Below are 9,366 nucleotides of genomic sequence, written 5' to 3' on the forward strand. Positions count from 1 at the left end.
AGCGTCTTCGAGGCGATCCGGGCGGGCAAGAGCTGACCGCTCACTGCTGAGCGCGGCCGGTGGCGGCATTCGTCACCGGCCGCGACCGTTAAGATTGCTTAAGGTGTGCCGGGAAGTCTGGTCGGCGAGCGGTCGCGCACCCGTTCAGCCGACTCCGGTGGGTGCCGCCGCGACGCCCGCCCACCGGACGAAAGGTCTCCCGTGATCACACAGGTGCGCTCGGAACTGTCCCGTTACCTCCGCACGGAAACCTTCGGCGGCGCGCTGCTTCTGATCGCGGCGGCGATCGCATTGCTGTGGGTGAACTCGCCCTGGGGAGCGAGTTATCTGACGGTCACCGATACGGTCCTCGCGATCCCGCCGCTGCACTTGGACCTGACGCTGGCGGAGTGGACCGAGGACGGCCTGCTCGCGGTGTTCTTCTTCGTCGCCGGGCTGGAACTCAAACGCGAACTGGTCGTCGGCGAACTCGCCGACCGCAGACGCGCCGTGTTGCCGGTGGTCGCCGCGGCCGGTGGTGTGCTGACGCCCGCGCTGATCGCGGCGGTGGTGGGGTTCGGCGTCCCCGGTATGGAGCGCGGCTGGGCCATCCCGGTCGCCACCGACATCGCGTTCGCCCTCGCCGTGCTCGCGCTGACCGGTTCCCGCATCCCGGCGGGCGCGCGGGTGTTCCTGCTCAGCCTCGCCGTGGTCGACGACCTGATGGCGATCGTCCTGATCGCGGTGCTGTTCACCACCACGGTGTCGCTGCTGTGGCTGCTGGCCGCCGCCGGATGCTTCGCGGGGTGGGCGGCGGGGCAACACGCGCGCGTCCGCACACCGTTGCTCTATGTACCGCTCGGGCTGGTGTCCTGGTACGCGCTGCACGAGGCCGGTATCCATCCCACCTTGGCGGGTGTCGCGCTCGGCCTGCTCACCCGGGTGCGGCCGGATCCCGGGGAACCCGAAGCGCCCGCCACCCGGCTCGAGCACATCTTCCAACCCATATCGGCCGGAGTGTGCGTTCCGCTGTTCGCCCTGTTCGCCGCAGGGGTTCCATTCAATCCCACGGTCTTCGGCGACCTGTTCACCGATCGGCTCGCGCTGGCGGTCATTCTGGGCCTGCTGGTGGGCAAGCCACTGGGGATCTTCGGGATCAGCTGGGTGGCAATCCGGTTGGGCGTCGCGACGCGCCCCAGCGGTCTCGGCTGGCGGGACATGTTCGCCCTCTCGGTGCTGGGCGCGATCGGCTTCACGGTTAGCCTTCTCGTGGCGGAACTCGCGCTCACCGACGTCGCGGGCGAATCGGCCGTCGAGTTGGCGAAGGCCGCCGTGTTGGTGACATCAATGGCGGCGTCGCTCGCCGGTTCGGCGCTACTGTTGCGGCGTGGGCGTGTCCACCAGGCTCGGCGGGACGCCCGTGCGCTACAACGTGAACAAGACGGCGGCGCGAGCGATCCGCCCGGAGGCGGTAGCCTGCGTGACCACGGAGGGCACCGGGAGCACCGCCGATCGAACGGGAGTTGAAGCAGTGCCGGGACAGGGAGAAGGGTCGACCAAGTGAGTTTCAACCACGGCGGTAACGGGAGCGACGCGCAGGGCGGTCGGACGGTCACCTCCATTCCCCTCACGGATGCCGATCCGCTCGGCAACGCCAGTTTCGGGACGCTGGTGCGCGACGCCGCCGAGCAGATGTCGACCCTGGTCCGCGCCGAGGTCGAACTGGCCAAGGCCGAGGTCACCGGCGAGATCAAGAAGGGCCTGCAGGGCAGCGTCTACTTCATCCTCGCGCTCACCGTGCTGCTGTTCAGCACGTTCTTCTTTTTCTTCTTCCTCGGCGAACTGCTCGACGTGTGGCTGGCGCGCTGGGCCGCCTTCCTGATCGTCTTCCTGTTGATGGTCGTGGCCACCGCGGTGCTGGCATTCCTCGGCTACCGCAGGGTGAAGAAACTGCGCGCGCCGGAGAAGACGATCGATTCGCTCAAGCAGGCGCGCACGGTGCTGCCGCACGGCTTGGGCGCCGCCGCGCACGACGACCGTCTCGCCTTGGACAAGCGGACTTCCTAGGCGCGCGTGCGCGCGCCGGTACGGCGGCTACTAGGCTCGATCGGCGTGTCGGCGAACTTGCTTCCGGATCCGTCCAGCGTCCGTTACGACGGACCGTGGACGCATCGGGACGTGCACGCCAACGGCATCCGATTCCACGTGGTCGACGCGGCGCCGGAGCGGTCCGATGCTCCACTGGTCGTGCTGCTGCACGGCTTCGCGGACTTCTGGTGGTCCTGGCGGCACCAGCTCACCGGCCTGGCCGAGCTCGGCTACCGCGCCGTGGCCGTCGACCTGCGCGGCTACGGCGACAGCGACAAACCGCCGCGCGGTTACGACGGCTGGACGCTCGCCGGTGACGTCGCCGGGCTGATCCGGGCGCTCGGCTACACCGAGGCGACGCTGGCCGGGCACGCCGAAGGCGGTCTGGTCTGCTGGACCACGGCGGTGCTGCATCCGCGACTGGTTCGCTCGATCGCGCTGGTCGGCTCACCGCATCCGGCCGCGCTGAAGAGTTCCGTGCTGCGCAACCGCCGCCAGCGCGCGGCCTGGCTGCCGAACTTCCTCCGCTACCAGCTGCCCCGCTACGGCGAGCACTTGCTGACCACCGCCGACGGCTTCGAAGTGGAACGGCTGCTGCGCCAGCGGGTGAGCGCGGGATGGGCGGGCACCGAGGAATTCGTCGACACCGCGCAGCGGATGCGGTCGGCGATCCGCATCCCCGGCGCCGCGCATTGCGCGCTGGAGTACCAGCGCTGGGCCTTCCGCAGTCAGTGGCGTCCGGACGGCCGCCGGTTCATGGCGACCATGCGCGAACCCGTCCGCATCCCGGTCCTGGCCATGCGCGGCGAGTTGGACCCGTACGTGCTGCCGGGAACTTTCCGCCGCGACCCGCACCTTTCGCCGGAACGGCGGCTGGCGGTCATCCCGGCGGCCGGGCACTTCGCCCACCAGGAGAACCCGGACGCGGTGACCAAGCAACTGGCCGAACTCCTCGGCTGAACCCCTTTCCGAGGCACTCCCGGCCGCGGGGTTCGCGGCCGGGGTCGCAGCGATCCCCGCGTTCGCCGGTCGCTAGCAGTCTCGCTGCCGCCGAACGACTTACGCGGTATCAGCGCGACGCCACCGCTCCATTCCAGTGGTACGGCCTGCCGTCGCGCTGAGCACCGCCGATCAGCTCAGCACACACGCTCCGGTGGCCACCGGACCGTCGGACCGCTGCGAAGCGTCGAGTTCGGAACGGATCTCGTTGAGCGTCAGCACATAACCGGTGTCGTTGTCGGTCACCGCGGCGCCGAAGACGACCCCGAGCACCTGCCCTTCGGTATCCACCAGCGGCCCACCGGAATTGCCTGCCTGGACGAGGCCGCGGACGGTGTAGACCTCCCGCTTCACCGTTCCGTCGCGATAGATGTTCGGTCCGGTCAGGTCCAAGGTCTCGCGAATCCGGGCCGCGCTCGCGGTGTACCGGCCACCACCCGGGTAGCCGAGCACGATGGCGCTGTCGCCGGTACGAGCGGGCGACGGCGCCTGGGGCACGACCGGAGCGGTGAGGCCGGGCACCGAGAGCACCGCGACATCCGTGAACGGATCGAACAGCACCACCGACGCGGGCAGCGAGCCGTAGGCGGTGTCCACGTCGACGCTCGTGGTGCCCGCGACGACGTGGGCGTTGGTCATCACGCGTTCCGGGGCGATCACGAAGCCCGAACCCTCCAGCGCCCGCTGGCAACTCGGCGCGACACCGCGGATGCGCAGCACGCTCTGTTGCAGCGAGGCCGCGACCGGGCTGGCCAGCACGCTGGGATCGGGTGGTTCGACGGCGGCGATCGGCGCCCGCCCGAACGGCCCGATCACATCCGGCAGGCCGGAGGTGTTGAGCAGTTTGGAGAATTCGTTGGGCAGCTTGCGCAGCCAGTTCGGCGCGACGTCGTTGACGTCGGCGAGCACCCGCGAGCCGTTGATCGCCGTCGCGATGGCGGGCTGCGACGAGGTGGCGAGCGGCAGCGCCAGCAACCACGCGGTGACCAGCACCGCGACCGCTTGCAGCACCGCGCCGACCACGCTGTCCACGCTGCGCGTGAACGGATGACGCATGCCGCTGCGCGCGGCGCGCCCCAGCACCATGCCCGCGACCTCACCGACGATCACCAGCACCACGATCAGCAGCACGCCGGTCAGCACCCGGGTGCGGCCCTCGTCGACGTGCACCAGGATGTGCGGCGCGATCAGGATGCCCGCGACCGCGCCGAGCACCACACCCAGGAAGGCGAGCGCGGAGGCCACCGCGCCCTGCCGCCACCCCGACGAGGCGGCGAGCAGGGCCAGCAGCACGACGGCGATGTCGAGCCAGGCCGATGAGCTCATAACGTCATTCCTACGGCGGCGAGTGCGGTCTCCAGATCACGGACGTCGTGGTGGTCCCACTCGCGGTCCCAGCCGGAGGCCTTGCTGATCCCGGCGATGATGCCGCCGGTCAAGCCCCAGACCAGCATTCCGTCCACCTGGAACGCCGGACTCTGGTAGCCGAGAGAGCTGCGGACCAGGAAGCGGTTGGCCGGATCCAGCAGCCGCGCGAGCGGCATGCGCACGACCCGCTCGGTCTCGCTCTGGTCGACCACGTCGACCGCACCCGGCGTACGCCAGTACGCCAGCACCGGTGTCACGTCGAAACGGGACACCGGCACGAACAGCTTCGGATGCACCGCGAACGGCTCCACGCCGGAACGGTCGAGGCCGGTTTCCTCGCACGCCTCGCGCAGCGCGGTATCGATCGGCCCGGCATCGCCCGGGTCCGCCGCGCCGCCGGGGAAGGCCACTTGGCCGCGATGCTGGCGCAGCGTCGAAGCGCGCTGGGTGAGCAGCACCTCCGCGTCGGCGGGCAGTCCGCCCGGCGCGTCCGGGTCCGGCTCCGGCGAGCCGCCGAACAGCACCAGCACCGCCGCTTGACGCGGCTTCGAGGTCACGGTCATGGCACGGCGCAGCGCGCGCGCCCTGGTCAGGGTGTCGGCGCTGTCGGGGGCGGGTTCGGCCGCGCGGGTCAGCCATGCCGGGATGCCGGGCGGCATTTCGATGGTCATCGCCCACCTCCCCCGCGCATTCGCCCACCGACCCGCGTGCACGCCCGCACCGTAACCTCCACCATCGATTCGTCCACCCGCATCGTCACGCGGCCACTCCGAGCTTGCCCGCGACGGTATCGGCGATGTCATCCACCCCGTCGAAAGCGCGGACCTCCACGTCGGCGATCGAGCCGTCGGCACGCACCAGCACCGAGATCGGCAGCACTGCGGGGGCGCCGACGGCGGTGCGCAGGCGCGCGTCGGCGTCGAGCACGCCGGGCAATCGAACGTCCAGTCCGCGCAAACGGGACAGTGCCTTGGCCTCATCAGGGTCGCTGTGCACGGTCAGCACCGTAATCGCGTTTCCGGCGCGCTGGGCGTATTGCTGCAAATACGGCAACTCCTTGGCGCACGGTGCGCACCAATAGGCCCAGAGGTTCAGCAGGGCTGGCTTGCCCGCGAGCGCGGCGGCCAGGTCGACCGGCCTGCCGTCCGCCAGGCAGCTCAGCGTCATCCCGGACAGCGGGCCGCTACCGGAGGCCGCGCCGGTCGGACAGTCGGGCAGATGAGCAGCGGCGCGCAGGTCGGCGGAGACGCCGGAGGCGACCGAAGCCGGGTGTTGCTCCTGCGTCCGGTCGTCGCCGCCGCGCGGCCACACCGCGACCGCCAGCGCGACCACCACGATCAGACCGGCAAGTGCCCAGCGCCACGCATGTCCCGTTCTCCTTCGGCCCGAGGGCTCCGAACTCACCGGCTCACCAGCTCGAGCAGATGCTCCCGCTCCGGCCCCTTCACCAGCTTGGCCGCGGCCTCGGGATCGGTGGGCCCGATCCCGAACGACGGACAGTCCTTGGCCAGAACGCACGCGCCGCACGCGGGCTTGCGGGAATGGCAGACCCGTCGGCCGTGGAAGATCACCCGATGCGAGAGCATCGTCCATTCCTTGCGCTCGATCAGCTCGCCGACGATGTGCTCGACCTTGACCGGGTCCTCTTCCTCGGTCCATCCCCAGCGGCGCACCAAGCGGCCGAAGTGGGTGTCGACCGTGATGCCCGGCACCCCGAACGCGTTCCCGAGGATCACGTTGGCGGTCTTGCGCCCGATGCCGGGCAGCTGGACCAGTTCGGTCAGTGTGTGAGGCAACTCACCGTCGTGACGTTCCAGCAACGCCTGGCCGAGTCCGATCAGGGAGGAGGCTTTGTTCCGGAAGAATCCGGTCGGCCGGATGTATTCCTCCAGCTCCGCCCGGTTCGCCTCGGCATACGCGCGCGCGTCCGGGTAACGGGCGAACAACGCGGGCGTGGTGAGGTTCACGCGCTCGTCGGTGCATTGCGCGGAAAGTATTGTCGCGACCGCCAGTTCGAGCGGTGTGGTGAAATCCAGCTCACAGTGCGCGTCGGGGAAAGCGGTCGCCAATTCCCGGTTCATCCGGCGCGCGCGGCGAACCAGCCCGAGCCGGGTTTCCGCCTGTCGCGCCCTGGTTTTCCGTTTCGGAGCCGCGGCGGCGACCGGCGGCGTACCTGCGGGCTCGGAGCCGGGCGCAAGCCCGTTCCCGGAGGCGGTGGAGGGGGAGACACGCACGCGTCCACCATACGGAACCGCCGGACAACGTTGCCCTTCCAGTTCAGTTGCCGTGTTCCATCTGAGACCTCGACGGTGTTTACTGCTCGTCATGCAAGGACTCGCTGTGGTGCTCTTCCCAGTGGTGCTGATGCTGTTCGCACTGGGCATGGAGCGGGTCGAGAACCGGCTCCGCAAACTTCTCGAACCCGACGAAGAGGTTCAGCAGTACCTGGACAAGGCAAGCAACGCCGAGGTGAAGGAGCTGACGAAGCTCGGTCTGCCCGCCGCCGTTGCCCGAATGCGCAAGCGCCGCTCCCGCGGCGATGAGATGGATGTGGCCCGCGCGAGCTGATCAGGCGCGAGTGTCGCGCAATCCACTCGTTACGTGGTGTCCGTCACTACGCTGTAGTGACGCCGCGTAGACTGCGCTGTTGGCCGAGTCGCTTCGGTCCGGTACAGAGCCATTTCCCTAAGGAGCACATTCGTGGACGAGGCCCTCGCCAGAGCAGGCATCTTCCAGGGCGTCGAGCCCACTGCGGTGGCCGCCCTCGCCAAGCAACTTCAGCCGGTGGATTTCCCGCGCGGTCATGTCATCTTCAACGAGGGCGAGCCGGGTGACCGGCTGTACATCATCACGTCCGGCAAGGTGAAGATCGGACGCCGTTCGCCCGATGGGCGCGAGAATCTGCTGACCATCATGGGCCCGTCCGATATGTTCGGCGAGCTGTCCATCTTCGACCCGGGTCCGCGCACCTCCACCGCGACCACGGTGACCGAAGTGCGCGCGGTGACGATGGACCGCGACGCACTGAAGGGCTGGATCGATCAGCGGCCCGAAATCGCCGAGCAACTGCTCCGCGTCCTCGCCCGCCGCCTGCGCCGGACCAACAACAACCTGGCCGACCTGATCTTCACCGATGTGCCCGGCCGCGTCGCCAAGGCGCTGCTGCAGCTCGCGCAGCGCTTCGGCACGCAGGAAGCGGGCGCGCTGCGGGTCACCCACGACCTGACCCAAGAGGAGATCGCCCAGCTGGTCGGCGCCTCCCGCGAGACCGTGAACAAGGCGCTCGCCGACTTCGCGCATCGCGGCTGGCTGCGGCTGGAGGGCAAGAGCGTGCTCATCTCCGACTCCGAGCGTTTGGCCCGCCGCGCCCGGTAACACCCCTACGACGCGAACGCCGGGTTCAGCGCTCCACTGAACCCGGCGTTCTCGTCGTTCCGGCTAGCCGTGCACGCTCAGGTAGTCCAACTGCGCCTGCACCGAGCTGCGCGCCGCGGGCCACAGCCGCTCGTCCACATCGGCGTACACGCGCCGGACGACCGCCATCGCGTCCGCGTCCGAGCCGAGCACCCGCAGCGCCTCCCGCACCTGATCGAGACGCTCGTGCCGGTGCGCGATGTAATAACGAGCCACCGGCTCCAGATCCGGGTGATCCGGGCCGTGCGCGGGCAGCAACGCCTTGCCCGCGCCCGCTGCGACCAGGCGGTCCAACGAGGAGAGGTAATCGGCCAGCGCGCCGCTGCCCGAGCCGAGCACGGTGGTGCCTGCGCCGAGGATGGTGTCACCGGTCAGCACCGCGTCGTCGAGGACGAAACTCACCGAGTCACCGGTGTGGCCCGGCGTCTCCAGCACGGTGATCCGCAGTCCGGCGGCCTCGATCACCTCGCCGTCGGCGAAGGCGGCGGCCGAGCCGCGCAGGAAACCGGAGTCTTTGGCGCGCACCGTCGTCCCGGTCAGTTCGACCAGTCGGTCGATACCGCCGGTGTGGTCGTGATGGTGGTGGGTGATCAGGGTGAGAGCGACCCGGCCGCCGGTGGCCTCGGCGATCGCGGCGCTGTGCGACTCGTCCTGCGGTCCGGGGTCGACCACCACACAGTCCGACCGCCCCGGCGCGCGCAGGATCCAGGTGTTGGTTCCCTCCAAGGTCATCTGTCCCGGATTGTCGGCGAGCAGCACCGCCGCCGTCTCGGTGACCTGCCGGAGTTGCCCGTAGGCGGGGTGTGTCAACGTCATCGCAAACCTCGGATAGAAACGGAGCCGACAGTTCCGGTCTAGCGCACCTCGGCGATCAGTTCGACTTCGACCGGAGTGTTCCGGGGAAGTTCGGACACGCCGACCGCCGAGCGCGCGTGCTTGCCCGCGTCACCGAACACCTGACCGAGGAACTCCGACGCGCCGTTGATCACCACCGGCTGGTCGCCGAAACCCGGGGCCGACGCGACGAACCCGACCACCTTCACGATCCGCACCACCGCGTCCAACCCGACCAGGTCGTGCACCGCGGCCAGCGCGTTCAGCGCGCACAACCGCGCGGCTTCCTTGGCCGCCTCCACCGAGACCTCCGCGCCGACCTTGCCGACCGCGGACAACTCGCCGTTCACGAACGGCAGCTGACCGGAGGTGTAGACGAGCGACCCCGTGCGGATCGCGGGAATGTAAGCCGCGACCGGGGCCGCGACCGGGGGCAGGGTGATTCCGAGCTCGGCGAGGTTCTTCTCCCACTGGGTCACTACGTCACCCTCCTTCGCTACTTGGGCCGCTTGAGATAGGCGACGTGCTGTTCACCGGTCGGGCCGGGCAGCACGGTGACCAGCTCCCAGCCGTCGGCTCCCCACTGATCGAGAATCTGCTTCGTCGCATGCGTCAGCAGCGGCACGGTCGCGTACTCCCACAAGGTCGTGTCACTCATGTGGCGAGCGTAGCTGTGTTTGATGG

The 9,366-nt window shown here is 69.4% G+C and carries 12 protein-coding genes; 5 read left to right on the forward strand and 7 right to left on the reverse strand.

Annotation, left to right across the window (positions count from 1 at the left end; all coding sequences use genetic code 11):
* The first annotated feature begins 204 nt into the window (after positions 1-204).
* Genes nhaA through NB3_RS09270 form a run of 3 tightly spaced genes read left to right on the forward strand, consistent with a single transcriptional unit; the run spans position 205 to position 3,027 of the window.
* Positions 205-1,506, forward strand: a complete 1,302-nt coding sequence (nhaA, locus tag NB3_RS09260; RefSeq protein WP_169810662.1) for a Na+/H+ antiporter NhaA — start codon at positions 205-207, stop codon at positions 1,504-1,506.
* Between the two features lie 33 nt (positions 1,507-1,539).
* Positions 1,540-2,046, forward strand: coding sequence for a phage holin family protein (locus tag NB3_RS09265; protein ID WP_067799605.1), 507 nt, complete (start codon positions 1,540-1,542; stop codon positions 2,044-2,046).
* Positions 2,047-2,091: 45 nt separating this feature from the next.
* Positions 2,092-3,027: an alpha/beta fold hydrolase gene (locus tag NB3_RS09270; RefSeq protein ID WP_067799608.1), complete on the forward strand. Its 936-nt coding sequence runs from the start codon at positions 2,092-2,094 to the stop codon at positions 3,025-3,027.
* 171 nt (positions 3,028-3,198) lie between these two features.
* On the opposite strand, the gene NB3_RS09275 is transcribed toward NB3_RS09270, so the two are convergent.
* The 4 genes from NB3_RS09275 to nth all read right to left on the reverse strand — a co-directional run bounded on the left by NB3_RS09275 (position 3,199) and on the right by nth (position 6,536).
* A complete protein-coding gene (locus NB3_RS09275) occupies positions 3,199-4,392 on the reverse strand; it encodes a MarP family serine protease (protein WP_067799611.1) in 1,194 nt (397 codons plus the stop codon).
* Positions 4,389-5,105 (reverse strand): NUDIX hydrolase, encoded by a 717-nt coding sequence (locus tag NB3_RS09280; RefSeq protein WP_067799613.1) that lies wholly within the window; start codon positions 5,103-5,105, stop codon positions 4,389-4,391. Before NB3_RS09280 ends, NB3_RS09275 begins: the two co-directional genes overlap by 4 nt.
* An 85-nt stretch (positions 5,106-5,190) precedes the next feature.
* Positions 5,191-5,838 (reverse strand): TlpA family protein disulfide reductase, encoded by a 648-nt coding sequence (locus NB3_RS09285; RefSeq protein WP_244891824.1) that lies wholly within the window; start codon positions 5,836-5,838, stop codon positions 5,191-5,193.
* The gene (nth, locus tag NB3_RS09290) at positions 5,835-6,536 is read right to left on the reverse strand and encodes an endonuclease III (RefSeq protein ID WP_067799627.1); all 702 of its coding nucleotides are present in this window, start codon (positions 6,534-6,536) and stop codon (positions 5,835-5,837) included. The genes NB3_RS09285 and nth overlap by 4 nt, the downstream gene beginning before the upstream one ends.
* A 223-nt stretch (positions 6,537-6,759) precedes the next feature.
* On the opposite strand from nth, the gene NB3_RS09295 reads away from it, so the two are divergent.
* Together NB3_RS09295 and NB3_RS09300 are read left to right on the forward strand one after the other, a co-directional pair.
* Positions 6,760-7,002, forward strand: coding sequence for a hypothetical protein (locus NB3_RS09295; protein WP_067799616.1), 243 nt, complete (start codon positions 6,760-6,762; stop codon positions 7,000-7,002).
* A 132-nt stretch (positions 7,003-7,134) separates the two neighbouring features.
* Positions 7,135-7,809: a Crp/Fnr family transcriptional regulator gene (locus NB3_RS09300; protein ID WP_067799618.1), complete on the forward strand. Its 675-nt coding sequence runs from the start codon at positions 7,135-7,137 to the stop codon at positions 7,807-7,809.
* Between the two features lie 63 nt (positions 7,810-7,872).
* Here the strand turns inward: NB3_RS09300 and NB3_RS09305 are convergent, their stop codons facing one another.
* Genes NB3_RS09305 through sp36 form a run of 3 tightly spaced genes read right to left on the reverse strand, consistent with a single transcriptional unit; the run spans position 7,873 to position 9,340 of the window.
* The gene (locus tag NB3_RS09305; protein WP_067799621.1) at positions 7,873-8,664 is read right to left on the reverse strand and encodes an MBL fold metallo-hydrolase; all 792 of its coding nucleotides are present in this window, start codon (positions 8,662-8,664) and stop codon (positions 7,873-7,875) included.
* A gap of 38 nt (positions 8,665-8,702) precedes the next feature.
* Positions 8,703-9,161: a RidA family protein gene (locus NB3_RS09310; protein WP_067799624.1), complete on the reverse strand. Its 459-nt coding sequence runs from the start codon at positions 9,159-9,161 to the stop codon at positions 8,703-8,705.
* Positions 9,162-9,178: 17 nt separating this feature from the next.
* Complete coding sequence (sp36, locus tag NB3_RS34930) at positions 9,179-9,340, reverse strand: Sp36 family protein (protein WP_085994820.1); 162 nt, start codon at positions 9,338-9,340, stop codon at positions 9,179-9,181.
* Between the last annotated feature and the right edge of the window lie 26 nt (positions 9,341-9,366).

The organism is Nocardia beijingensis NBRC 16342, from assembly GCF_001612785.1.
Lineage (GTDB): Bacteria > Actinomycetota > Actinomycetes > Mycobacteriales > Mycobacteriaceae > Nocardia > Nocardia beijingensis.